General features: G+C 72.9%; 20 protein-coding genes. 12 read left to right on the top strand and 8 right to left on the bottom strand.

The features are described 5' to 3' along the window. Nucleotides 1–254: 254 nt before the first annotated feature. Nucleotides 255–2522, top strand: coding sequence for a terpene synthase family protein (locus tag ACZ53K_RS31805; protein WP_468843435.1), 2268 nt, complete (start codon nucleotides 255–257; stop codon nucleotides 2520–2522). Between the two features lie 264 nt (nucleotides 2523–2786). Here ACZ53K_RS31805 and ACZ53K_RS31800 read toward each other — a convergent pair whose 3' ends face one another. The 5 genes from ACZ53K_RS31800 to ACZ53K_RS31780 all read right to left on the bottom strand — a co-directional run bounded on the left by ACZ53K_RS31800 (nucleotide 2787) and on the right by ACZ53K_RS31780 (nucleotide 8132). Beyond that, nucleotides 2787–3137 (bottom strand): hypothetical protein, encoded by a 351-nt coding sequence (locus tag ACZ53K_RS31800; protein WP_468843432.1) that lies wholly within the window; start codon nucleotides 3135–3137, stop codon nucleotides 2787–2789. Nucleotides 3138–3261: 124 nt separating this feature from the next. Next, nucleotides 3262–3933, bottom strand: a complete 672-nt coding sequence (locus ACZ53K_RS31795; RefSeq protein WP_468843429.1) for a hypothetical protein — start codon at nucleotides 3931–3933, stop codon at nucleotides 3262–3264. Continuing rightward, on the bottom strand, nucleotides 3930–5561 hold the full coding sequence (locus ACZ53K_RS31790) for a sensor histidine kinase (RefSeq protein ID WP_468843427.1): 1632 nt from the start codon (nucleotides 5559–5561) through the stop codon (nucleotides 3930–3932). Before ACZ53K_RS31790 ends, ACZ53K_RS31795 begins: the two co-directional genes overlap by 4 nt. A gap of 62 nt (nucleotides 5562–5623) precedes the next feature. Next, on the bottom strand, nucleotides 5624–6379 hold the full coding sequence (locus ACZ53K_RS31785; protein ID WP_468843424.1) for a response regulator: 756 nt from the start codon (nucleotides 6377–6379) through the stop codon (nucleotides 5624–5626). A 208-nt stretch (nucleotides 6380–6587) separates the two neighbouring features. Further along, the gene (locus tag ACZ53K_RS31780) at nucleotides 6588–8132 is read right to left on the bottom strand and encodes an AMP-binding protein (protein ID WP_468843421.1); all 1545 of its coding nucleotides are present in this window, start codon (nucleotides 8130–8132) and stop codon (nucleotides 6588–6590) included. 402 nt (nucleotides 8133–8534) lie between these two features. On the opposite strand from ACZ53K_RS31780, the gene ACZ53K_RS31775 reads away from it, so the two are divergent. Next, on the top strand, nucleotides 8535–9014 hold the full coding sequence (locus ACZ53K_RS31775) for a hypothetical protein (RefSeq protein WP_468843418.1): 480 nt from the start codon (nucleotides 8535–8537) through the stop codon (nucleotides 9012–9014). Here ACZ53K_RS31775 and ACZ53K_RS31770 read toward each other — a convergent pair. Next, nucleotides 9007–9927, bottom strand: a complete 921-nt coding sequence (locus tag ACZ53K_RS31770) for a Gfo/Idh/MocA family protein (protein ID WP_468843415.1) — start codon at nucleotides 9925–9927, stop codon at nucleotides 9007–9009. The genes ACZ53K_RS31775 and ACZ53K_RS31770 overlap by 8 nt on opposite strands. A 407-nt stretch (nucleotides 9928–10334) precedes the next feature. On the opposite strand from ACZ53K_RS31770, the gene ACZ53K_RS31765 reads away from it, so the two are divergent. The 4 genes from ACZ53K_RS31765 (at nucleotide 10335) to ACZ53K_RS31750 (ending at nucleotide 13240) form a co-directional block, all read left to right on the top strand. Further along, nucleotides 10335–11264 (top strand): trypsin-like serine peptidase, encoded by a 930-nt coding sequence (locus tag ACZ53K_RS31765; RefSeq protein WP_468843412.1) that lies wholly within the window; start codon nucleotides 10335–10337, stop codon nucleotides 11262–11264. Between the two features lie 91 nt (nucleotides 11265–11355). Then, on the top strand, nucleotides 11356–11619 hold the full coding sequence (locus ACZ53K_RS31760) for a carboxypeptidase-like regulatory domain-containing protein (protein ID WP_468843410.1): 264 nt from the start codon (nucleotides 11356–11358) through the stop codon (nucleotides 11617–11619). Between the two features lie 102 nt (nucleotides 11620–11721). Next, nucleotides 11722–12393 carry a rhomboid-like protein gene (locus tag ACZ53K_RS31755; RefSeq protein ID WP_468843407.1) on the top strand — a complete coding sequence of 224 codons (672 nt, stop codon included), beginning with the start codon at nucleotides 11722–11724 and terminating at the stop codon, nucleotides 12391–12393. Nucleotides 12394–12637: 244 nt separating this feature from the next. Further along, on the top strand, nucleotides 12638–13240 hold the full coding sequence (locus tag ACZ53K_RS31750) for a winged helix-turn-helix domain-containing protein (RefSeq protein ID WP_468843405.1): 603 nt from the start codon (nucleotides 12638–12640) through the stop codon (nucleotides 13238–13240). On the opposite strand, the gene ACZ53K_RS31745 is transcribed toward ACZ53K_RS31750, so the two are convergent. Further along, on the bottom strand, nucleotides 13216–14103 hold the full coding sequence (locus ACZ53K_RS31745; protein WP_468843402.1) for a lysophospholipid acyltransferase family protein: 888 nt from the start codon (nucleotides 14101–14103) through the stop codon (nucleotides 13216–13218). The two genes, ACZ53K_RS31750 and ACZ53K_RS31745, sit on opposite strands and share 25 nt — an antisense overlap. Then, complete coding sequence (locus ACZ53K_RS31740; RefSeq protein ID WP_468843400.1) at nucleotides 14100–14942, bottom strand: GNAT family N-acetyltransferase; 843 nt, start codon at nucleotides 14940–14942, stop codon at nucleotides 14100–14102. The genes ACZ53K_RS31745 and ACZ53K_RS31740 overlap by 4 nt, the downstream gene beginning before the upstream one ends. Nucleotides 14943–15187: 245 nt before the next feature. Between ACZ53K_RS31740 and ACZ53K_RS31735 the strand changes: the two genes are divergently transcribed. The 6 genes from ACZ53K_RS31735 (at nucleotide 15188) to ACZ53K_RS31710 (ending at nucleotide 21714) form a co-directional block, all read left to right on the top strand. Continuing rightward, nucleotides 15188–16489, top strand: coding sequence for a sensor histidine kinase (locus ACZ53K_RS31735; RefSeq protein ID WP_468843397.1), 1302 nt, complete (start codon nucleotides 15188–15190; stop codon nucleotides 16487–16489). Beyond that, nucleotides 16453–17100, top strand: a complete 648-nt coding sequence (locus ACZ53K_RS31730) for a LuxR C-terminal-related transcriptional regulator (protein WP_468843395.1) — start codon at nucleotides 16453–16455, stop codon at nucleotides 17098–17100. The genes ACZ53K_RS31735 and ACZ53K_RS31730 overlap by 37 nt, the downstream gene beginning before the upstream one ends. A gap of 124 nt (nucleotides 17101–17224) precedes the next feature. Next, nucleotides 17225–17470 (top strand): DUF397 domain-containing protein, encoded by a 246-nt coding sequence (locus tag ACZ53K_RS31725; RefSeq protein WP_468843393.1) that lies wholly within the window; start codon nucleotides 17225–17227, stop codon nucleotides 17468–17470. Nucleotides 17471–17535: 65 nt separating this feature from the next. Continuing rightward, nucleotides 17536–19533 carry a hypothetical protein gene (locus ACZ53K_RS31720; RefSeq protein WP_468843390.1) on the top strand — a complete coding sequence of 666 codons (1998 nt, stop codon included), beginning with the start codon at nucleotides 17536–17538 and terminating at the stop codon, nucleotides 19531–19533. Nucleotides 19534–19613: 80 nt separating this feature from the next. Beyond that, complete coding sequence (locus tag ACZ53K_RS31715) at nucleotides 19614–20618, top strand: metal-dependent hydrolase (RefSeq protein WP_468843387.1); 1005 nt, start codon at nucleotides 19614–19616, stop codon at nucleotides 20616–20618. Between the two features lies 1 nt (nucleotide 20619). Beyond that, the gene (locus tag ACZ53K_RS31710; protein ID WP_468843384.1) at nucleotides 20620–21714 is read left to right on the top strand and encodes a PDR/VanB family oxidoreductase; all 1095 of its coding nucleotides are present in this window, start codon (nucleotides 20620–20622) and stop codon (nucleotides 21712–21714) included. Nucleotides 21715–21737 lie beyond the last annotated feature (23 nt).

Raw genomic sequence — 21737 nt, 5'->3', positions numbered from 1 at the left:
GCGGGGTGGTGCGCCTGCCTCGATCCCGCGTATGCCCGGGCCTCCCGACGCTGTGTGACTGCCCGGCCCGCCGAGAGGACCCGCGCTGCGTTCGATCTCTTACCTTGATCACCAGCCAAAACCACACGCACTTACGACCTGTCAAGACGGTGGATACATGACAGGTGGGGTGGGTAGTGCTGTGGCCGCCGGGGGCGCGGGGGCGGGGGCGTGGCTCCGGTGGGTAAGGGTGACGGACGACGAGAGGGTGGGTCGTGGCTGGCCAGCCGTTTGAATTGCCGGGTTTTTATCTGCCGTATCCGGCGCGGTTGAATGCGCATCTGGAGGAGGCTCGTGGGCATTCCAAGGAGTGGGCGCGTGGGATGGGAATGCTGGAAGGGTCGGGGATTTGGGAGGAGGGGGATTTGGATGCGCATGATTACGCGTTGTTGTGTGCTTATACGCATCCCGAGTGCTCGGCGGATGTGCTGTCGCTGGTGACGGACTGGTATGTGTGGGTGTTCTTCTTCGACGACCACTTCTTGGAGGCGTTCAAGCGGACACAGGACCGGGTGGGTGGTAAGGCGTATCTGGACCGGCTGCCGTTGTTCATGCCGATGGATGTGGACGCGCCGGTGCCCGAGCCGGTCAATCCGGTGGAGGCGGGGCTGGCGGATCTGTGGGCGCGTACGGTGCCTTCGATGTCGGCGGGGTGGCGGGCTCGGTTCCGGGAGAGTACTGAGCATTTGCTGAATGAGTCGTTGTGGGAGCTTTCGAACATCAACGCGGGGCGCGTGCCCAATCCCGTCGAGTACATCGAGATGCGCCGGAAGGTCGGTGGGGCGCCGTGGTCGGCGGGGCTGGTGGAGTTCGCGGTGGGGGCCGAGGTGCCGGCGGCGGTTGCCGGGTCGCGGCCGTTGCGGGTGCTGAAGGACGCGTTCTCGGACGGGGTGCATCTGCGGAACGACTTGTTCTCGTATCAGCGGGAGACCGAGGAGGAGGGGGAGCTGAGCAATGGGGTGCTGGTGCTGGAGAACTTTCTCGGGTGCGGTACTCAGGAGGCGGCGGAGGCTGTCAATGACCTGATCACCTCTCGGGTGCAGCAGTTCGAGAACACGGTGGTCACGGAGCTGCCGGTGCTGTTCGCGGAGCGGGGGCTGGGCCCGCGGGAGTGTGCGGATGTGCTGGCTTATACCAAGGGGCTGCAGGACTGGCAGTCGGGTGGGCATGAATGGCATATGCGGTCGAGTCGGTATATGAACGGGGGCGGGAAGGCGGCGGAGACGGCAGGGAATTGGTCACCGTTCGCGTTCGGGGGGCTGGGGACTTCGGGGGCGGACGTACGGAAGGCCGTGGCGGTCTCCGGGGCCAAGCGGCTGCGCAACTTCACGCATGTGCCGTTCCCAAGGGTGGGGCCCTCGCAGTTGCCGGACTTTTACATGCCGTTCAAGACGACACTGAGCCCGCATCTGGACTGGGCCCGGGTGAACGCGGTGGAGTGGGCGCGGCAGATGGGCATGTTGCGGCCGCAGGCCGGAGTGCCGCTGTCGGGTGTCTGGAGTGCCGAAAAGCTCGCTGATTACGACTTTCCGCTGTGTGCTGCCGGGCTGCACCCCGAGGCGACGCCGGAGGAACTGGATCTGGAGTCGCAGTGGCTGACGTGGGGGACGTACGGGGACGATTATTACCCCGCGGTGTTCGGGGCCACGCGGGACATCGCCGGGGCGAAGGCGTGCAATGCGCGGCTTTCGGCGTTCATGCCGGTGGAGGAGGAGGGGGAGGCCGGCGAGCCGGCGAATGCGATGGAGCGGGGGCTGGCGGATCTCTGGAGCCGTACGACGGGGGCCATGGACGTCGCGGCGCGGCGGATGGTCCGGGAATCCGTCGAGGTGATGACGGAGGGGTGGATCTGGGAGCTGGAGAACCAGGCGTTGAACCACATTCCCGATCCGGTGGACTACATCGAGATGCGGCGGGCGACGTTCGGCTCCGACCTGACGATGAGCCTGAGCCGTATCGGGCACGGGCGGCGGGTGCCGGAGGAGGTCCACCGGAGCGGGACCATGCGTGCGTTGGAGAACGCGGCAGCCGATTACGCGACGCTGCTGAACGACGTGTTCTCGTACCAGAAGGAGATCGAGTACGAGGGAGAGGTGCACAACGGGGTCCTGGTGGTGCAGAACTTCTTCGGCTGCGACTACCCGACGGCGCTCGCGATCGTGCATGACCTCATGACGGCCCGTATGCGGGAGTTCCAGCATGTGGCGGCGAATGAAATGCCGGTGCTGTACGACGACTTCGACCTGTCGGAGGAGGCACGGGCGGTGCTGGACGGGTACGTGAGGGAACTGGAGAACTGGATGTCCGGGATTCTCACCTGGCACCAGGGGTGCCGGCGGTATCGGGAGGAGGATCTGATCCGGCACAAGGGCCGCCAGGGGGTGGGGGTGGCGGGGGCGGAGGCCGTGGTGGCGCGGGCCTTTGTCGGCCGGCCCAGTGGGCTGGGGACTGCGGCGGCCCGGGTGGTTGCTCCGCGGGCATGACGGGTGGTCACGACCGGTGGACGGCTGGTGGTCCCGATCGGTGATCCCGGCTGATGGTCACGACCGATGGCCCCGGCCGGTGGTCCCGCACGGGTAGGCCGGGGCGGGCATGACTGGTGGCCCCTCCCGGGTGGGCCGGGAGGGGCCGGGTCAGGTCAGGAATGCGGGATACCGGATGCGGAGTGCGTCGACTGGGCTGCGGTCAGGGCCGGTGGGAGTCGTCGCTCGAGTTCGCGCGCAGGCGGCGGCGCGGCGCCGGCCGGCTCAGCGGGCGTTCTCGGTGATCAGGGAACGGACCAGGCGGCAGGTCGTGTTGGAGGGCGGGTGCACTCCGATGCGGGCCGCGGCCGTGCGGATGGTGCGGTTGCGGGCCCGCTCCGGGGTGTAGACACCGCCGTCGAGCAGGGCTATCGCCAGGCGCATGGCCTTCAGGCGGCGGTTGTGGGCCTCGTACCACTCGCGCGGCAGGCCTGCGGGCAGCGGCTTCTTGGACGTCGGGGTGCGGCGGACCACTCGGCGTGCGGCGGTTTTCCCGTACGCGGTCGTCGCGGCCTTGGTGACCGTCGTGGTCCTCTTCGGAGCGGCGGTGTTCGTGGACAGTGCGGCAACGGCCATCGGCAACCTCCCGGCACAGCGGAGAAGCAGTCCTGGACTGCTTCCTTACTGCCTCCGATTTTAGTGCCGACCACTGACAAAGCCGCCTGGTCAGGGAGTACGTGAGGGTGGTGGAGGGCGAGGTCTAGGAGGCGTCTGGGGCGGGGGCCGGGGTCGCTCTCGGGGCGGGGTTCTTCCAGGTGTCCGGGCCGGCGGTCGGCAGGGCGATCCCGTCACTGGAACAGCGCACCGTCCAGGGGCCGTTCCGGCTCTCCGGCTCGTACATCCGGACGTCGACCTGCGTGGCGGGGCGGCCGCCGGGGATGTCGGCGTGGGCGGCGGTGCACGCGATCTGGTGGACCGCCGCCGCCTGCATCCGGGACACCGGCGTCGGGAGGTGGACGCTGACCGCGCCGGTCGCGGGTACGGCGGTGAGCGGACCGGGCATCGGTGGCAGCGCACTGACCAGCCCGCGCGCCCGTTCGGCGGCGGTCGGCCCCTTCACCAGGAGATCCAGGGCTTCCTGCGGGCCGACCGGGGCGTCGGCCGGACGGCTCGCGGCGTGGATACCGAGGGGGGAGAGGAAGAAGAGGCGGGTGGTGTAGGTGTCGGTGCCCGGCTGCCGGATGCCCTGGGCGGGCGCGCCTGCCTGTACGTACCCGGTGGGGGCGATGCCGCAGCCGGTGAGGAGGAGGGTGGTGAGGAGGAGAGGGGAGAGGAGGGCAAGGAAGGTGGTGGTAGTGGTGGTGAGGGTGCGGGGCGTGTTGGAGGGGGGTGTGGGGAAAGGGGGCGGAGTTGACGCTGTGGCGGAGTTCATGGGCGGTCCTCGGGGGCCGGGTCGGTGGCGGGAGGGGTGGGCCCGGCCCCAGGTCCCTGCGGGTCCACCAGCGGGTTCAGCGGCGAGTTCAGCGGCGGATCCACCTGCGGGTCCACCGGCAGTTCGACCGTGAACACCGCTCCCCCGCCCGGCGCGTTGGCCGCGCGCAGCGTGCCGCCGTGCAGGCGTACGTTCTCCATCGCGATGGCCAGCCCCAGGCCGCTGCCGCTGGAGCGTGCGCGGGACGCGTCGGCCTTGTAGAAGCGGTCGAAGACGTGCGGGAGCGCTTCCGGGGCGATGCCGGGGCCCTGGTCGGCCACGTCGATGCGTAGCCGTCCCGGGGCCGCGTACACCGACAGCCGTACGGGGGCGCCGCCGTGCCGGAGCGCGTTGCCGACCAGGTTGGCCACGACCACGTCGATACGGCGCGGGTCGAAGCGCGCCCGCAGCCCCTCGGGGAGGCCGGTTTCGACCTGGTCCTGCCAGCCGCGCAGCTGGAGGGTCTTGCGCAGCGCGACGGCGACGTCGATCTCGTCCAGGAGCAGATCGGCGGCGCCCGCGTCGAAGCGCGAGACCTCTATCAGGTCCTCCACCATGCGGGCGAGTTTGGTGGTCTCGTCGCTGATCAGCCGTACGGCGTCGGCGGTGTCCGGGGCGAGCCGGGCCGCGTCCTCGTCGAGGACCTCGGTGACGGCGGCCATCGCGGCCAGCGGGGTGCGCAGTTCGTGGGAGACGTCGGCGGCGAAGCGCCGGGCGTTGGCCTCCATGCGGCGCAGTTCGGCGTCGTCCTGCTCCAGGGCGCGGGCCATGTCGTTGAAGGTGACGGTGAGGTCGGCGAGTTCGTCGCGGCCGGTGACCGGGGAGCGGGTGTCCAGTTCGCCGGAGGTGATGCGTTCGGCGGCTTCGCGCAGGCGGCGTACCGGCAGCAGTACGCGGCGGGCGGCGAACAGCGCGGGCACGACGGCCAGCGCGAGTGCGGGCAGCGCGCCGGCCTGGGCGGCGGTGACCAGGGCGGAGATGTCGGCCTGCTCGTCGCCGAGGGCGAACTCGGTGTAGACGATGAGGCCGGAGGGTTTGGTCTTGCGGGGCGAAGACGATGGTTGGGGAGAGGGTGTGCCGGGTTCTGTGCCCTTGGCCGCCGGGTCGGTGAAGTCCACCGGCATGCCGATCGCCAGCCAGGGCCGCCCGCCCCGGTCGACGCGCTGGAAGACGGGTGCGTGGTGCTCGCGTACGGCGGCGCGCAGGCCGTCGGTGACCGCGCTCTCCGCCTGGGCGCCCGCCCCGCGCCACGGCCCCGGGGCCACCGGCCCGTCCTCGTACTGCGCGTAGGTGCGCCAGTTCCGTGAGCCGCCCGCCCGGTCGAGCTGGGTGACGAGGTTCTGCAGGTCCTCGTGCCGAGGCGGGAAGGGCAGGTCGGGGCCGAGGGATTCCAGCTGCGCGCGCAGGTCGTGCACGGCGGTGTTCTGGGTACGGGTCAGTATCGCCGTACGGGCCTGGCGGAAGGTGAGGGTCGCGGTGATCAGCGCGCTGAGCGCGGAGACCACGAGGAAGCCGACGATGAGGCGGGTGCGCAGGCCGCGCAGCCGGGTGTAGGCGGCGGACAGCCGCGCCCGGCCTCGCGACGGCACGGTCCCTTCGGACGGCCCGGTCCCTTCAGACGGCCCGGTCCCTCCAGGGGACGAGCCGGTGCTCACAAGGGCCCGAATCGGTAGCCGAATCCTCGTACCGTCTGTACGTACACGGGCGTGCGCGAATCGTTCTCGATCTTGGAGCGCAGCCGCATCACGCACGCGTCCACCAGCCGCACATCCCCGTAGAAGCTGTGCTCCCAGACCTGTTCGAGGAGCTGCTGGCGGCTGAAGACCTGGCCGGGTGAGTCGGACAGGAAGAGCAGCAGCTTGAGTTCGGAAGGGGCCAGCACGATCTCCTGGCCGTCCTTCGTGACGAGCAGCGCCGCGCGGTCGATGGTCAGCGCGCCGTACGCCACGGAGGAGGACGCGGACCGGGGCGGGGCCGGAGCGCCGGCGGCCGCGGAGAGGCCGGGGGCCGGGCCCGCCGCTCCGTCCGCTTCGCCGCGTCCCTCCCCCACCACCCGCCGCAGCACCGCCCGCATCCGCGCCTGGAGCACCTCGCCGCCGGCGGGCTTGACCACATAGTCGTCCGCGCCGGCCTCCAGCCCCACCACCATGTCGATGTCGTCGCCGCGCGCGGACAGGATGATGATCGGGATCTGCTGGGTCTCACGGATGCGGCGGCACACCTCCAGGCCGCTCATGCCGGGCAGCATCAGGTCCAGCAGCACCAGCTCCGGCCGGAAGCGGTCCAGCGCGAGGAGTCCGGTCTCGCCGCTGGCCGCCGTCTCGACCTCGTGCCCGCGGCGGCGCAGCGCGAGGTGGACGCCCTTGCGTACGGCGGGATCGTCCTCGATGAGCAGCACACGGGTCATGGGCGGGGGTCTCCGAAGCGGTGGCCGGGCGGACGCTCGTCGAAAGCGTACGGCGGGGGCGGGAGCTGACCATGATGCGTGCTGTTCGTGACGTCGTGTCTCGCATTGTGTGAGGAATTGATGACGGTCCCCGCCGTACGCCGGAGAGCCGTACAACGCCGGAGACCTCGTCCGCCGACGCTCCGGCCCCCGCGCCCCCGCCCTCCGCTTACCCCGCCACCAATTCCGCCTTGAGCCGCTTCTTGTCCGGCTTGCCGACGGAGGTGAGCGGGATGGTGTCGACCTGGTGCACGCCGCGCGGCGCGTACATCGCGCCCTTGTGCGCCACCACGAAGTCGGTGATCCGGCCGGGGTCGACCGTGCGTCCCGGGGCGGGGACGACCGCGCAGTGCACCTCCTCCACCTCGTCGGCGGTGCGCACGCCGAAGACCGCGCAGTGCGCGATGTCCGGGTGGGTGTGCAGCAGGTCCTCCAGTTCGCCCGGATAGACGTGCCCGCCCACCACGATGACCATGTCCTTGACCCGGTCCATCAGGTAGAGGTAGCCGGCGTCGTCCAGGTAGCCGATGTCGCCGGTGCGCACCCAGCCGTCTCGGATGACCTGCGCGGTCAGCTCGGGTTTCTTCCAGTAGCCGGTCATCATGCCTTCGGAGCGGACGTACACCTCGCCGCTGGTGTCCGGCGGGAGGCGGTGGCCTTCCGCGTCGCGGATCTCGATGCCCACACCGGGTACGGGGCGGCCGACGGTGATCTGGCCGCCCTGCCCGGTCATGTCGTGTTCGGCGGGGTTCATCTCGGTGAGCAGCAGGGCTTCGGACTGTCCGTACCAGCCGTAGAGGACCGGGCCGAGGACGTCGAGGCCCTGCCGCAGCCGGGAAGGGGAGGCCGGGCAGCCGCCGTAGGTGATGCGGGAGAGGCTGCTGAGGTCGGTGGTGGCCAGGTCGGGGTGGTCGAGCAGGTGGTAGAGGAGGGGCGGCAGCAGCCACATGTGGGTGATGCGTTCGCGTGCGACCGCGGCGAGGACCGCGCCGGTGTCGAACCCTTCCTGAAGGACGACGCTGCCGCCCGCGGCCAGTGTCATGTCGGCCATCTGTCCGGCCAGATGGGCCAGCGAGGTGCAGGCCAGCAGGCGGGCGGGGTCGCCGGCGGACGCGAAGGGGTAGGCGATCGCCTTCGCGTACGGTTCGTGCGCCATCTGGATGCCCTTGGGGAGGCCGGTCGTGCCGCCCGTGTAGCGGATGCACCAGTCGTCGTCGGGGCGGGCCGCGCTCGCGACCGTACGGCCTGAAGGCCGGGCGGCGGCGGCCGCGGTCAGGTCCTCGGCATCCAGGCCGTCGCCGCCTCCGGGGCCGAGCAGCAGGACGGCCGGCGCGGTGCCGTCGAAGTGGGAGAGGAGTTCCGCGGCGGGTTTGGCCGATTCCGGCCCGACGAGGAGCAGGACGGTCTCGGCGCTCTCCACGACGCGCGCCTGGGTTTCCGGGGCCTGCCCCTCGTAGAGCAGCACGATCCTGGCGCCGAGCAGGTTGACCGCGTACCGGGCGGACAGTGCCTCCGGCCGGTTGCCGCACAGCATCGAGACGGTGTGGCCGCGCCCGATGCCGCGGTCGGCCAGTTCCGCGGCGGTGCGGTGCACGCTGTCGTGGAAGTCGGCGGCGGTGATGTCCCGCCCGTCGGACGTGGTCAGCACCCGGCGTTCCGGGTGGTCCGCCAGTTCCTGGAGGATGATTTCGACGTAACTCGTGAACGCTGTCATGAGCTGCGCCTCCTTGTCGTACAGCGCACAGGCGCGCGGCGCGGATGGCGTGCGGCGCGGAGTGCGTACGGATGGGACGTGCGGATGGATGGGGAGCGCGAAAGGGCGCGGGCACGACGTTAGGCGGGATCTCGCATGCCTTCCAAGACCAATTTCGGCATGTAGCGATACCCGGGGAGACATGAGTACGGAGAGCGGGGGCGGCGGGTGCGGGCGAATGCGCTCGCCGGTTCGGTTCCGCGAATCCGCGGCGCGGCGGGAAAACCCGCGGGGATTAGTTGCGGCCGCGCGTTGTCATACCTTCGGCCCTTTCTTTCTCCTCCGTTACGGTGAGGAATTGGGCGGGCCCGCCGTTTAGCGTGGACAGCTCGTTGTGTTCTTGCCGTATCGCCGAAAAGAGAGATGTCCGTGCGTTCCAACATGCTGTTCGGAGGCGTGTACGGAACGGTGCTCGCCAGTGCGCTGCTGGCCGCTCTGCAGAGCGAGGGGGCGCCGTTCACGCCGGTGTACGACGCGCTGTGGGTGCTGGTCACCGCCGCCACCGCGGCCCTCGCACACGGGTACGCCCACCACATGTCCACCCACCGCGCCCACAGCGCGGGCCACCGCTGGTACGCGCTCGGGCACCGGCTGATCGACGAGTGGCCGCTCGTCGTCGCCTCGCTGCCCACGGTGGTGCTGCTGCTGGCCGCCGGGCACGGGAACTGGCCCGAGGGCCCCACCACGGCGGCCGGGCTGACGCTCAACGCCACGCTGCTGTTCGGCTGGGGCATGGCCGCCGCGCTGCGGATGGGCTACCGCAGGCGCGGGGCCGTGCTGATCGGTGTGGCCGATGCCGCGCTCGGGCTGCTGATCGCGGTGGCGAACGCGCTGATCAAGTAAGCGCCGCACCGGTCCCGCCGGTCCCCTCGAACGACGCCTCCGCCGCCGCCAGCACCTCCGTCACCCGCAGCCCGAACCGCGCGTCGCACGGGTGCCGTTCGCCGGTGCGTACGGCGGTGAGCAGCGCGTCCACCGCCCGTCCGTACGCCACGTCCGGGCCGTCCTGGCGGCTCGGGAGCGAGGTCGCGCCCGAGGCGCCGTACAGCGTGACGGAGACTCCGGAGGCCGCGCGCGGCGCGGTCAGGCTGACGGTCGCCGAACTCGCCGCGCCGCCCGCGTGCCGCAGCGTGAGCAGCACGGTGTCGCCGGGTCCCCGGGCGGCCGTGACGTGCTCCGCGTCCCCGAGGACGGGCAGCAGGAGGGACAGTGCGTGCGGGCCGACGTCCCACAGGGCGCCTTTCTCGCGGCGCCAGGGGGATGCCGCGTACGGGCTGTCGCTGTCGGCCGCGAAGACCGAGCCGAGCCAGTCGGCGTGCGCGGTGAACCAGCCGCCGGCCGCGGCCGCCCGGTCGACCCACTCCCCTTCCGCGATGCCGAAGCGCGCGGTGAAGAACACCACGGTGGCGACGCCCGCCCGGTCGGCCGCGTCGGCCACCGCGCGGGCTTCGGGGACGGTGGTGGCGACCGGCTTGTCCAGGAGGAGGTGCCGGCCGGCTTCGGCGGCCCGTACGGCGAGGTCCGCCTGGACGGACGGCGGCAGGGCGATGGCGAGGGCGTCGGTGTCGGCGAACAGGTCCTCGGGGGTCGCGTACGGGCGGGTGCCGTGGCTCGTGGCCAGCGCCGCGGCGGCCTCCGGGCGCCGCCCCCAGACGCCCGTGAAGGTGACGCCGGGGTGGGCGGCGAGCGCCGGGGCGTGGACGCGCTGCGCCCAGGGGCCGGTGCCGAGGAGTCCGATGCGCAAGGTCGTCGTCATGCCGCCAGTGTGCCCCGCGGCGCAAGAACGCCTCCGTGGCGTCGAGGTGTCCCGCGCTACACCGGCGCCCCGTCCCCCGGGGCCCCGGGGCTGGTCCCCCGCCCCGGCGTCCCCGCGCCCGCGCGCGCACGCCGCGCGCATCGTTGCGCGCTCCGCACCGGCCCGCAAGGTCCGGCCGTGCGCGTTCTGGGTGCGGAAGTTCTCCGTGGCACAGGCGTCCCGTTTTCGCGGGGAGTCTGGTGCTGCCGTCGGGGCACTTCGGGACAGATGGCGTAGCAGAGAACCATCCGCAAGAATTCGCCGCATCTTTCGTTGTCCGGCTCCGGGGACCGCAGTACAAGGAGAGGACTCCTTCGAGGAGGACTCCCACAGTGCACCGCGAGAACCGAGAGGCCCGGTGACCAGCAATGCCGATCGAGTTCCACACCGCCGTCTCGAACGAGCCGGAGGAACAGCAGGTCGTCTACACCGCTGAGGAGTTGGCCGTACAGCCGCCGTCCGAGGGGCCGCAGGGCGACGCGGCCAGGCCCACCGGCGACGGCCTGGAGAACGTACGGGGGTACAACCGTCCCGAAGGCACGCCCGAGCAGCTGTGGCAGCCGCCGACCGCGGCGCTGCCGGACATCGGCGAGGCGTCCTTCGGCCCGCCCCCGGTCGCCGCCGAGACCGTGCACGGCCCGGACGACCGGGTGCAGATCACCGACACGTCCGTGTATCCGTGGCGGGTGCACTGCTCGCTGCTGATCACCGCGGCGGACAACTCCCGCTGGATCGGCACCGGCTGGTTCATCGGCCCGCACACGCTGGCCACCGCGGGACACGTCGTCTACATCAAGAACAGCGGCGTCGCCGGGCGCGACGGCTGGGTCAAGAGCATCAACGTGATGCCGGGCCGCAACGGCAACACCCTCCCCTACGGCGTCGTCACCAGCACCAGCTTCCGTACGGTCAACGGCTGGGCCAACAACGGCGACGAGAACTACGATTACGGCGCGATCGTCCTGCCCACCAACCTCGGCAACACGACGGGGTGGTTCGGCTTCGGCGTGTGGTCCGACGCCGACCTGCTCAAGACCGTCGGCAACATCTCCGGTTACCCGGGCGACAAGCCGGCCGGTACGCAGTGGTACGACGCGCGCGGCGTCGCCTCCGTCGGCCCGCGCAAGGTGTACTACGACATCGACACGGCGGGCGGCCAGAGCGGCAGCTCCGTCTACCACTTCTACAACGGCGGCCGGTACGGCATCGCGATCCACGCGTACGGCGGCGCGGTCACCAACTCGGGCACGCGGATCACCACGCCGGTGTACAACAACTACGTGTCGTGGAAGGCGTGACCGAACGGCAGTAGAGAATCCGCGGGAGAAAGCCCGCGGTGGGAATCCGGCAGCAGGAATGTGCCGGCAGGAAACGGAAGGGCCCGGCGGTATGGCGGTGATCTCGGGAGTCGTGGTGGACGCGGACGGCCGGCCCGTCCCGGACGCCCGGGTGTATCTCGCCGCGGGCCCCGGGTCCTTCCCCGACGTGGCCGCGCTCACGGACGGCGAGGGGCGTTTCGCCCTCTCCGCCGGCGCCGACGGCGGCTACACCGTCGAGTGCCGGTCGGAGCGGGGCGGCGCGTCGCTGACCGCCGGGGCCGCGGTCACGGTGCGGGGCGGCTCGGCCGACCCGGTCGAGATCCGCCTCGCCTGAACCGGGCCGGCGGCACCGGCCCGCACCGGGGCCCGGTGCCGGCCGGGCCGCGCCCCGGTGCCGGCCGGGCCGTACGTCCCGCGGCCAGGGATGATGGAGGGCATGAAAGCGCTCTCCGCCTACGCTCCCTGGCTCACCCCGCTGTACGTCGGCGCCGTCCAGCTCGGCGCGTACGCCACCGCGCGGCTGCCCGCGCAGGAGCGCGCCGAGCTGCTGCGCGCGCACTCCACCAACGTCGACAACCTGCGGGCGGGCCGCTGGCGGACGCTGGCGACCAGCGCCGTGTTCGTCGAGAGCCCGCTGCCCGTCCCGTACGGGCTCGCGCTGCTCGCGGCGCTCGGCACGGCCGAGGCGGCATGGGGTACCCGGCGCGCCGCCGGGATGTTCGCCGCCGGGCACATCGGCGCGAGCGTCCTGGTGTACGGCGGCCTGCGGGCGGCCCGCGCGCTGTCACACAAGGCGGTCACGCCCGACACCGAGCGGGCCGTGGACGTGGGCGCGAGTTACGGCTTCTACGCCACGGTGGGCGCGCTCGCCGTCTCCGTACCGCATCGCGGCGTGCGGGCCGCGGCCACGGCGGGCGTGCTGGCGCTCGGTGTCAGCCCGGTGCTGAGCCGACGGCGGGACTTCACGGACGCGGGGCACCTGACGGCGCTGCTGCTGGGCATGGGCGCGGGCGCCGCCTACAAGGTCCGCCGCCGCACGACCGCCCCCTTCCGTCGCTCGACCGCCCCCTTCCGCCGTCCGTTTCGTGCCCGTACGCAGGCCACGTGAAGGACAGATCACCGGCTGTCTGGTTGAATGGGGGCATGGCCAGCCTTACCGACACCGCGACGGGTCGCAGCGACCTTGAGCCCTTCTGGCCGTCCCGGCAGGGACATCACTTCGACCGTCTGTGTTGCCGCGCGCACTGAGCGCGGGCCCGCACACGCCTCACCGACGCCTTCCACCGCGTCTCCAGCCCTGCCCGCGCGCACGACGTCCACCGACGCCCCTCTGCGCGAAAGAGCTGACGATCATGACGAACGTCCGTACCCTGCCTGCCACTTCCGCCGCCGCCTCCGTCTCCGCGACCGCCTCCTCCCCCGTCCACACCGTGCCCGGCAGGCAGCGACAGCGCCTGCGCGCCGTGGCGCCCGACGAACTGCCACCCGTCGCCGACCTGCTCACCTCCGGCGCGACCTGGCTCCCCGCGCCGCAGCACAGCCTGCCCGCGCTCCCGGGGCAGCCGGCGATGGTCGGCTACCTCGTGCTCGTACCGGCGGAGCGGGTGCCGGCCGCCGCCACCGCGCCGCCCGTCGCGGCCGAGGAGCCGGCCGCCGCCACGACCGGTGACGCGAACGTGCGGATCGACCCCGAGCAGCGGACCGTGCACGTCCACGGCCGGGCGCTGGACCTGACGTATCTGGAGTTCGAACTGCTCGCCCACCTCGTGGCGCACCCGCACCGGGTGCACACCCGTGACCAGCTGGTGACCACGGTGTGGGGGTACGGGCACGTCGGCGACGGCCGTACGGTCGACGTGCATGTCGCCCGGCTGCGCCGCAAGTTGGGCGCGGGCCTGCGGTCGTCGATCGTGACCGTACGGCGCGTCGGCTACAAGTACGTGCCGAGCGTCTGACCGGCGAGTACGCGGTCTCCGTGCCGCCGGGCCGGTTCCCGGACGGTACCGGTGACGGCCGCGCGGGCCAGCTCCGCCAGCGCGCGCCGGTCGTCGGCGCCGGGCCGCGGCAGCAGCGGCGGGTGCACGGTGACGCGGACCGTGAGGCCGCGCGCGCCGGCCACCCGCCGTACGGAGGACAGGAATTCCTCGTCGCCGAGGAAGCCCGCGACCGTGCTGGGCCGCCCATGCTGCTCGTACGCGATCGTCACCGGCCGTACGGGGGCGCCCGCGTCCAGCGCCGCCTGGAAGGTGGCCCGGCGGAAGGCACCGTACGCTACCGAGCACCAGGTGGTGGCCTGCGGAAAGGCGGCCACCGACTGCCCGGAGCGCAGCAGCGCCGCCAAGCCGGACACGGCGCCGGGCAGTTGGCGCGGGCTGGCACGGTCGATGAAGCGGGTCCCGGCGCGCCGGGCCAGGCTGCCGACCAGCGGCCAGTCGCCGATCTCGCGCTTGGCGAGCAGGGTCACCGGCTCGACGGCGATCAGGGCGGGGATGTCCAGCCAGGAGATGTGGTTGGCGACGACGAGGGTGCCGGGGCGGGGCGCGGCCCGGGCCCCTGGCGGGCGCGCGTCCGGGACCGCGAAGCCCGCCGCGTCCGCCGCCGTCTCCACGACGAGCCGTACGCCGATCGCGCCGAGCACCGCGCGCGCATGCGCCCGCAGCCGCGCCGGTTCGGACATCCGCTCGCCGTCCCGCAGCGCCCGGCCCGCGGCGCGCGCGAAGGCGGCGCAGCGGCGGGCGGCCTCCGTGAACGGGACCCGGGGCACGGCGTGGGCGGCGCAGCCCGTGGTGCACTCGGACCGTACCTCCCAGGTACTCACGCCCGGCTCCCGGACGGCATGCCCTGCCGCTCCGAAGCGTCCCGCCCGGCCGCCTGCTCCCCCAGGAAGAACCGGCGGTACCGGTCATTGAGGCGCTCCATGTCGAGCACCACGAAGAAGTCGGCCACATCGAACTCCGGGTCGTACGCGGGCGGCCCGCACACCCACGCGCCGATCCGCAGATAGCCGCGGAGCAGCGGCGGCAGGAGCGACACGTCGGGCCGCGCCTCCGGTCCCGGGCCTTCGGGGCGCCACGGCCGGTGCGGGGTGACGCGCAGTGCGGGCGGCGCGGCGTGCCGAGTGCGGCCCAGCTCCCAGGCGGCGGCCGCGGCCGTGCCCCCGTCTTCGAGCGGTACGGAGGCGCAGCCCGCCAGGTAGCGGTGCCCGGAGAGCAGGGTGTAGCGGGCGAGCGCGGCCCACATCAGGTTGATGACGGCGCCGCTGCGGTGACCGGGGTGGACGCAGGACCGTCCGGCCTCGATAAGCGAGGGGCGCAGTGCGGCCAGCGCCGTCAGGTCGAACTCGCCGTCGGAGTAGAGGCGGTCGCCGCGTCCGGGCGGCACCAGCCGGTAGGTGCCGACCACGTCGCCGGTGGCGGTCTCGGTGACGATCAGGTGGTCCGCGAGGTCGTCGACGGGATCGATGTCGTGGCCGGCCAGGGGCGAGTGCAGGGTGGCGCCCAGCTCCTCGCCGAAGACCTGGTGGCGCAGCCGCTGGGCGGCGCGTACCAGGCCGGGGGTACCGGCGATCGACGTCTCGTAGGCGGCCGGCGGGACGGGCTGGGTTGTCGGCGGGGCGACTGTCGGGGTGGCGGCGGGCACGGTCGCGGGGACGCTCATGGGGCTCTCCGTCCGGGGAAGTCGAGACGTGGTGAGGCCGGCAGGGGGCGCGGATGCGGGAGACCGGGGAAGGGCCGGGGCACCGGGTTCGGCCGGGTGCCGCGGGCACCGGCCCGCGGCGGCCCGCGATGGTGGGGCTGGCTACACCCCTCCCTGGGGGCGAAGCCCAGTGACCTGGACATCTCCACCCGGCAGACTGTTCCCGTGCCCGACGTCCGGGCACGTGAAACGCAGGGAGCGTACGGATGAGGGTCCGTCGAACATTGGTTGCCACGGCACGGGGGCTGGGGCTCGCCGCCGTCTCACTGGTGGGGTCGGTCCTGCTCTTCTCGCTCACCCTCATCTCGCTGACCCTGCTCATGGTGGGCCCCGGCTGGCTGACCACCCCGCAGGTCGTACAGCTGACCCGCCGGTTCGCCGACCACCGGCGGGCGTGGGCACTGGACTGGGCGGGCATCCGCATACCGGCCGGCTACCGGCCGCCGCCCGGCTCCCAGCCCGGCCTGCCGGGTGTGGCGCAGCGCTGCCAGCACGTGCTGAGCGACCCGGCGACCTGGCGGGAGCTGCTGTGGCTGCTGGTGGACATGGTGGCCGGATTCCTCACGGCGCTGCTTCCGGCCCTGCTGATCGCGTTCGGCATCGAGGGATTCGTCCTTCCGGCACTGATCTGGAGCGGGGTGGACCTCGGCGGCCAGACGTACGGATTCCTGTACGCCTCGGACCCGGTGCAGGTGGCCCTCATGCCGGTGCTGGGCGCGGCGGCGCTCGCCGCGACCCGCTTCAACCCGAAGCTGCTGGCCCTGCACTTCCGGCTCACCGCGGTCTTCCTCACCCCGCCCAAGGCGGAGCTGGCCGCCCGGGTGGCCCGGCTGACCGAGACCCGGCACGACGCGGTGGACGCCTCGGCGGCCGAGCTGCGCCGCATCGAACGGGACCTGCACGACGGCGCGCAGGCCCGGCTGGTCGCGATGGGCATGGACCTGGGCACCATCGAGGCGCTGATCGAACGCGATCCGGCACAGGCCAAGGAACTGGTCGCCCGGGCCCGTACGTCCTCGGCGGAGGCCCTGACCGAACTGCGCGACCTGGTACGCGGCATCCACCCGCCGGTACTGGCCGAACGCGGCCTGGACGACGCCGTACGGGCGCTGGCGCTGCGGATGCCGCTGCCGGTGGAGGTGACCGGGCGCCTGGCGGGCCGTCCGGAAGCGCCGGTGGAGTCGGCCGCGTACTTCTCGGTGAGCGAGCTGCTCACCAACGCCGCCAAGCACGCGGACGCCACGCGGGCGTGGGTGGACCTGGAGCACATCGACGGGCGGCTGCGGATCACCGTCGGCGACGACGGCCGCGGCGGCGTCGTCCTGCCGCCCGCGGGCGGCGCCGGAGTGCCCGGCCAGGCCGGTACGCTCTCCGGGCTGCGCGGACTCGAACGCCGACTCGGTACATTCGACGGCATCCTGGCCGTCAGCAGTCCGGCGGGCGGCCCCACCCTGGTCACGCTGGAGATCCCGTGCGCGTTGTGCTCGCCGAAGACCTCTTCCTCCTGAGAGACGGTCTGATACGGATGCTGCAGGCATTCGACTTCGAGATCGCCGCCGCGGTCGACAACGGGCCCGATCTGACGCGGGCGCTGGCCGAGGAGGAGCCGGACGTCGCGGTCGTCGACGTACGGCTGCCGCCCTCTTTCACGGACGAGGGCCTGCAGTGCGCGCTGGCCGCCCGCCGTGCCCGGCCCGGCCTGCCGGTGCTCGTCCTGTCCCAGCACGTGGAGCAGCTGTACGCGCGGGAGCTGCTGGCCGACGGCACGGGCGGCGTCGGCTACCTGCTCAAGGACCGGGTCTTCGACGCCGAGCAGTTCATCGACTCGGTACGGCGGGTGGCTGCGGGCGGTACGGCCATGGACCCGCAGGTGATTTCCCAGCTGCTGTCCCGGCGGTCGCAGGACCGGCCGATGGCCCGGCTGACGCCGCGCGAGACCGAGGTGCTGGAGCTGATGGCCGAGGGGCGCTCCAACACGGCCATCGCGGCCAAGCTGGTCGTCACCGAGCGTGCCGTCGCCAAGCACACCTCCAACATCTTCGGGAAGCTGGAGCTGCCGCCGTCCGACGACGACAACCGCCGGGTGCTGGCGGTGCTGGCCTACCTGGACCGCGGCTGAGCACGTCGGCCTCACCGGGTCCCCGTAGCACACCTCGTGAGGCCGCTGGAAGCTCATCCGGCCACCGCGTACGCTGACGATCCGTACGCAGACCCGTACGGACCGCGAGCGAGGAGTTCACCGTATGAGTGCCGCAGCTGAGAAGGAGTGGCTCTACGCCCTCGACATCTCCGACGCCACCTGGCAGCGCGCCCCCGGCGAGGCCGAGGAGGCGGTGGAGATCGCGTTCCTGGAGCAGGGCGCGGTGGCCATGCGCAATTCCAAGGAGCCGGACGTGGTGCTGCGGTATACCGAGGCGGAGTGGCGCGCGTTCGTCCTGGGGGCGCGGGACGGTGAGTTCGACCTGGACCGCGTGCAGCACCCGGAGTAGACGCTCCCGCGCGGGGCGGGCGGTGATTGAGGTGACCATCCCAGGATTCACTCGTTTCACCGAATGTGGAGCAGCAGCAGGCAACAGCACCCCGTCCGGACGGCCCCCGCCCCGCCGCCGGTGACGTCCCGGCCGCCTTCGTCGACGTCGAACAGGCCGAGGCGGCCCTCGTCGAGCACTACCCGCGCCTGACGCGCCTCGCCTATCTGGTGCTGCCGCCGAAACTGAGCCGCAACCGGCGCGTCCTGACGGCACATGCGATCGTCCAGCGCGCGCTGCCGCGCAAGGGCGCCCCGGCGCGGCTGCCCGCCCTGCCGCCCCAGCGCCGCCCCGGCCGACCGGCCACCGATCCCGGATACGCCTTCGTACGGCTGCGGGTGCTGCGCGCGGCCCTGGGCGCCGAACACCCCCGGCTGCGCCTGCCGTTCGCGCGCCGCGAGGTGCCCTTGCCGCCGCTCCCGCCACTGCTGCCGCAGGTCTGGGGGCTGCGGCTGTTCCCCCGGTCCGGCGACGTGGACGAACTCGCCATGGGCCGGGCCCTTTCCACGCTGTCCGCCGCGGCCCGTGCGGCGTACGTGCTGCGCGTACTGGACGGCCTGGGTGACGCGGACGTACGGGCGGTCCTGGAGGCGGCCGGCGCCGAGGACGTGCCGGGCGCGCTCGCCACGGCGGCCGGTGCGGCACCGGCGGCGGGCGGCCGGGACCGGGCGCTGCTGGAATCCGCCGGGTTCGACCCCTGCTCCCTCCAGGCCCGGCCCACCGACCTGCTGCGACGTCGCCGGCACACCCGCGCGGCGCTGGCGGCGGGGGCGGTGGTGCTGGTGTGCGCCGCGCTGCCGGTTCTGCCGGGCGGCGGCTGGGGCCCCGATGGCGCCGCGGCTCCCCCGTACGCCGAGAACGCGGCAGCGCAGGCCGCCCTGGACCCCGCCAAGGTGACGCGGGCCGCCGCCGGTACGTGGCGGAACGCGACGCGGCGGGGTCTTTCGGCGTGGCCCGCCCGCGGGGACCGTACGCACGATCAGGCGTTGCTGCGGCGCGCGCTGGCGGTGTGGGCCAGGCCCGGCCCGGACGTACGGGTCTCGGCGACCCCGGGCACTGCCAAGGGCCCTGCGGCCGGCCCGCCGCAGTTGCTGTACGCGGGTGTGGCGGACCGTGCCGCGGTGGTGCTCCTGTACGACGGGCTGCGTGTGGTGCGCTATTCGGAGCCGGTGGACGGTTCTGGCGGGCAGGGCGGCCCCGGCGCAGTGCTGGACTTCGCCCGTACGGACGGCGCGGACGACACCTCCGCGACGGCCCTGGTGCTCACCCGCACGGACAGCAACGTCCGCTACCTGACCGCCCCGTGGGCCGAACGCGCGGAGCTGACCGACCTGCTGAAGCCCACCGGCGCGGCCCAGCCCCTGCCCCTCGGCGAGGACGGTACGACCGGCCCCGTACCGTCCCCCGCGCAAGCCACCGCCTGCACCGCGTGGCAGGCCCTGCGGATGGACGGCCGCCTCTTCACCGACCTCGGCGAGCTGGTCCCGGCGCGGCTGACGTCCGGTTCGCCGGACCGGCCGGGCGAACCGGACGGGCCGCAGGCGCGTACGGCCTGGGCGCGTACGGCATGTCACCTCGGCGGGCTGCGCGGCCACGGCGTACGCACGGTCAACTCCTGGGAATTCGCCCGGCAGCAGCTGCCCGCCGGGGCCGGGACCGCGACCTGGGTGTGCACGCGCGCCGAGACCTGGCGGGGTGCGGGCAGCCACACCTTCGCGCAGGTCCAGACTCCGCCCCCGGCCGGGCAGCAGTACGCGCCGGGGGCAGTCGTGGCCCGTTCCGAGGGCGGCCCGGGATGCGGCCCGCGCGAGCCGTGGGCGCTGGCCGGGGTCCTGTGGAAGGCGGCCGGCGGGCAGTGGTGGCTGCTGGCCGCGGGCAGCGAACAGCTCACGGAGATCAGCGCGAGCGGCGGGGTCACGGGCCGTACGGCGGGCTCCCAGCTGGCCGCACCGGCCACGGCGGGCGCCCGGGCGGAACTGTCGGGGCGGCTGCGGAGCGGGGAGCGGGTGCGGGGGCTGCGGTAGCCCGGGGGTGCGCACGGCCAGGCGGAATTTCCCTGCCCGAAGCCTGTTGCCGATCCCGTACCCGCCAGTACATTGACGCCATGTCTAATACGGCCTCGCTGCGGCCCCGGCCGGTCGCGTCCGAGCACACCCCGCTGAAGGCACGCAACGTCGCCTTCGACTGGGCGGACACTCCCCTGCACTGGATTCCGGGCGACCCGGACAGCACCCACACGATCAATGTGCTGCACCTGCTGCTGCCCGCCGGCGAACGCTGGTTCGTGCACGTCTACAAGCAGGTGCTGCCGCAGATCCGGGACGCGCGGCTGCGCGCGGACGTGATCGGGTTCATCGGCCAGGAAGCGATGCACTCCCAGGCCCACGACGACGTACTGCCGCACCTCAAGCGGCTCGGGCTGGACCCGGCCCCGTACACCGCGCAGGTCGACTGGCTCTTCGAGAAGCTGCTCGGCGACCGTCCCCCACTGCTCAACGCGTGGGTGGTGCCCCCACTGCCGCCGGGCCGGGCGAGCCAGTGGTGGCTGATGGAGCGGGTCGCCATCATCGCCGCGATCGAGCACTACACCGCGTTCCTCGGGGACTGGGTGCTCAACGCACAGGCCCTGGACGCGAAGGGCGCCGACCCGACGATGCTGGATCTGCTGCGCTGGCACGGCGCCGAGGAGGTCGAGCACCGTTCGGTCGCCTTCGACCTGTTCATGCACCTGGACGGCGGGTACCGGCGGCGGGTGCGGACCTGGGCCACCGCCTTCTCCGCACTCGTCTTCCTCTGGCAGCGCGGCACCCGCTTCTTCATGGCGAACGACCCCTCGCTCCCGGACGGCAAGGCCAGCTTCAAGGAGTTCTTCCGCGCGGGACGGCAGGGCGTACTGCCCGCCCCCGGCGCCATGGTCCGCTCCATCCCCCAGTACCTGAGCCGCACCTATCACCCCTCGCGGTACGGCAGTACCGAGCAGGCCGCGGCCTATCTCGCCGGATCACCCGCCGCGACCGCCGCCGCGACCCACCCGAAGCCCGCGCAGAACCGTCCCACCGAGGCCCACGCGGCACAGCACCCGACACAGCACTCGACTGGAGCCGCCTGAGATGCCGCCCCTCCCCCGGATACGTACGGTCCTGGTCGTCGCCGGCGCCGCGCTCGCCGCCCGGCGGGCGCTGCGCCGGCGCATCGGCTGGTCGCCGCTGTGGCCGATGCCCGCGCTGGAACACCCCGTCTCCGGCCGGGGCCGGGACCGGACCGGCCCGCTCCAACTCCTGGTCGTGGAGCGCGCCGAGGAGGCCGAAGGCGTCGTACGGCTGCGCCTGGAAGGCGAGGGACTGCCGGGCTGGGAGCCCGGGGCACACCTCGACGTGGTCCTGCCCTCGGGGAACGTACGCCAGTACTCGCTGTGCGGCAGCCCGGCCGACACCGGCTCGTACACGATCGCGACGCGGCTGATCGAGGACGGCCGGGGCGGCTCGCGCGAGGTGCACGAGCAGCTGCACGAGGGCACGGTCGTGGAGGTGCGCGGGCCGCGCAACCGCTTCCGGCTGGAGGAGTGCCACGCCTACCTGTTCATCGCGGGCGGCATCGGCATCACGCCGATCCTGCCGATGCTGCGGCAGGCCGAGTCCGAGGGCGTGCCCTGGCGGCTGGTGTACGGCGGGCGGTCGCGGGCGTCGATGCCGTTCCTGGCGGAGATCGAGAAGCTGGCGGGCGCCGCGTCGGACCGGGTGACGGTGGTCGCCGAGGACGAGGACGGGCTGCCCGACCTGGCGGGCGCGCTCGCCGACGCCCCGCCGCACGCCGCCGTCTACTGCTGCGGCCCCGATCCGCTGATGGACGCGGTGGCCGGGCTGCTGCCGCGGAGGGCGCGCGGGCTGACCCTGTACACCGAGCGGTTCGCGCCCGCCGCGGCGCCGGAACCGGGCGGGAACGCGGAGTTCGAGGTGGAGCTGCGGCGCACCGGCGCCACGGTCACCGTCCCGGCGGACGGCAGCGCCCTGCGCGCCATCCGCGAGCAGGCACTGCCGGACCTCCCGTACTCCTGTGAACAGGGCTTCTGCGGCACCTGTCAGCAGCGGGTGCTCTCCGGCGAGGTCGACCACCGCGATGAACTGCTCACCGACGCCGAGCGCGACGACTCGATGCTGATCTGCGTTTCGCGGGCCCGGGGGGCGCGCCTGGTGCTCGACCTCTGAGACCGGCCGTACCGGCCCGGCGT

The sequence above is a fragment of the Streptomyces sp. NPDC033221 genome, assembly GCF_055577005.1.
Note: the sequence above shows the minus strand (reverse complement) of the source record. Positions and strands in the feature narration are given on the sequence as shown.

Bases quoted from the DNA above. Each gene is read 5' to 3' on its own strand.
- ACZ53K_RS31800 (WP_468843432.1), bottom strand. From the start codon at position 3,137: ATGGCCGTTGCCGCACTGTCCACGAACACCGCCGCTCCGAAGAGGACC.
- ACZ53K_RS31725 (WP_468843393.1), top strand. From the start codon at position 17,225: ATGAGTGCCGCAGCTGAGAAGGAGTGGCTCTACGCCCTCGACATCTCC.
- ACZ53K_RS31710 (WP_468843384.1), top strand. From the start codon at position 20,620: ATGCCGCCCCTCCCCCGGATACGTACGGTCCTGGTCGTCGCCGGCGCC.
- ACZ53K_RS31750 (WP_468843405.1), top strand. From the start codon at position 12,638: ATGACGAACGTCCGTACCCTGCCTGCCACTTCCGCCGCCGCCTCCGTC.
- ACZ53K_RS31775 (WP_468843418.1), top strand. From the start codon at position 8,535: ATGTCCGTGCGTTCCAACATGCTGTTCGGAGGCGTGTACGGAACGGTG.
- ACZ53K_RS31795 (WP_468843429.1), bottom strand. From the start codon at position 3,933: ATGAACTCCGCCACAGCGTCAACTCCGCCCCCTTTCCCCACACCCCCC.
- ACZ53K_RS31760 (WP_468843410.1), top strand. From the start codon at position 11,356: ATGGCGGTGATCTCGGGAGTCGTGGTGGACGCGGACGGCCGGCCCGTC.
- ACZ53K_RS31755 (WP_468843407.1), top strand. From the start codon at position 11,722: ATGAAAGCGCTCTCCGCCTACGCTCCCTGGCTCACCCCGCTGTACGTC.
- ACZ53K_RS31740 (WP_468843400.1), bottom strand. From the start codon at position 14,942: ATGAGCGTCCCCGCGACCGTGCCCGCCGCCACCCCGACAGTCGCCCCG.
- ACZ53K_RS31765 (WP_468843412.1), top strand. From the start codon at position 10,335: ATGCCGATCGAGTTCCACACCGCCGTCTCGAACGAGCCGGAGGAACAG.
- ACZ53K_RS31715 (WP_468843387.1), top strand. From the start codon at position 19,614: ATGTCTAATACGGCCTCGCTGCGGCCCCGGCCGGTCGCGTCCGAGCAC.
- ACZ53K_RS31770 (WP_468843415.1), bottom strand. From the start codon at position 9,927: ATGACGACGACCTTGCGCATCGGACTCCTCGGCACCGGCCCCTGGGCG.
- ACZ53K_RS31780 (WP_468843421.1), bottom strand. From the start codon at position 8,132: ATGACAGCGTTCACGAGTTACGTCGAAATCATCCTCCAGGAACTGGCG.
- ACZ53K_RS31785 (WP_468843424.1), bottom strand. From the start codon at position 6,379: ATGACCCGTGTGCTGCTCATCGAGGACGATCCCGCCGTACGCAAGGGC.
- ACZ53K_RS31735 (WP_468843397.1), top strand. From the start codon at position 15,188: ATGAGGGTCCGTCGAACATTGGTTGCCACGGCACGGGGGCTGGGGCTC.